The organism is Janibacter limosus NBRC 16128, from assembly GCF_001570985.1.
GTDB classification, from domain to species: domain Bacteria; phylum Actinomycetota; class Actinomycetes; order Actinomycetales; family Dermatophilaceae; genus Janibacter; species Janibacter limosus.
In genome coordinates this window covers 1-1,129 of record NZ_BCSS01000095.1, presented here as the reverse complement: position 1 = coordinate 1,129, position 1,129 = coordinate 1, and the positions used below count along the sequence as shown (strand labels likewise).

At 69.6% G+C, this 1,129-nt stretch carries 2 protein-coding genes; one reads left to right on the top strand and one right to left on the bottom strand.

The window, feature by feature from the left end; translation table 11 throughout:
• Positions 1-112: 112 nt before the first annotated feature.
• Entirely contained in the window at positions 113-391 is a 279-nt protein-coding gene (locus JLI01S_RS16500; RefSeq protein WP_068266759.1) for a DUF3099 domain-containing protein, read from the bottom strand.
• 131 nt (positions 392-522) lie between these two features.
• Between JLI01S_RS16500 and JLI01S_RS16495 the strand changes: the two genes are divergently transcribed.
• Positions 523-1,129 (top strand): SDR family NAD(P)-dependent oxidoreductase (locus JLI01S_RS16495; protein ID WP_068266761.1); only part of this gene is annotated, 607 nt, incomplete at its 3' end.

Genomic DNA, 1,129 nt, shown 5'->3' with positions numbered 1-1,129 from the left:
GGGAGCCACACCTTGCGGCGGGACTCGTCGTGGATGCGCGGGTTGCGCCACAGGACGGCGCGGGTCGCCGACTGGCGGCAGGCCTTGCGGCTGCAGACCAGGTCGTCGCTGCTCACTGCTGGCCCACCTGTCGTCGCGGGTCGTCCACCGGTGTCATCTCGGTGTCGTAGGGCCGCGGCCGCACGGCGTTGACGATGACGACTGCGAAGTACGGCAGGACGACCGCGAGGGCGACGCAGACCCAGCGCAGCCATCCCTCGAAGAAATAGGCCCCCACGAAGCAGGCCGTGCGCAGGGCCATCGTCGCCAGGTACTGACGCATGCGTCCGATCTGCTCGTCGTGGAGCGAGATCGGGGCGGTCGTGACCGACGGGACGGACTGGTGTGGCACGTCTTCAGACTACGCCGCGAGGCTGGGCAGGCGTTCCACGGGGCGGGCTCGGTGCGACGTACCCGGCGGTAGTGCTCTAGCGTCGGGCGCAGACGTGATCTGACGCACAAGACCCACCACCAAGGAGCAGGATGACACCGCGCCGAGTGCTCGTCACCGGAGGCAATCGAGGCATCGGCGAGGCCATCGCCCGACGCCTCCAGGAGGACGGCCACACCGTCGTCGTCACTTCCCGGTCGGGGGAGGCGGTCGATGGGCTGACCGTCGTCGCCTGCGAGATCACCGACAGTGACTCCGTCGACGCCGCCTTCGTCGAGGCCAAGGAGCGACTGGGCGGAGACGTCGAGGTGCTCGTCGCCAATGCCGGCGTCACCAAGGACACCCTGCTCATGCGGATGACCGACGAGGAGTTCTCCTCGGTCGTCGACACCAACCTGCACGGCACCTTCCGCTGCGTGCGCCGGTCGGCGACCCCGATGGTCAAGGCCCGCTTCGGCCGAGTCGTCCTCATCTCCAGCGTCGTCGGGCTCTACGGCTCACCCGGTCAGACCAACTACGCCGCCTCCAAGGCGGGCCTCGTCGGCATCGCCCGCTCGATGACGCGCGAGCTCGGCGCCCGCGGGATCACGGCCAATGTCGTGGCGCCCGGGTTCATCGAGACCGACATGACGGCGCAGCTGCCCGACAAGACCAAGGCCGAGTACCAGGCCGCCATCCCGGCCCGCCGCTACGGCGGGG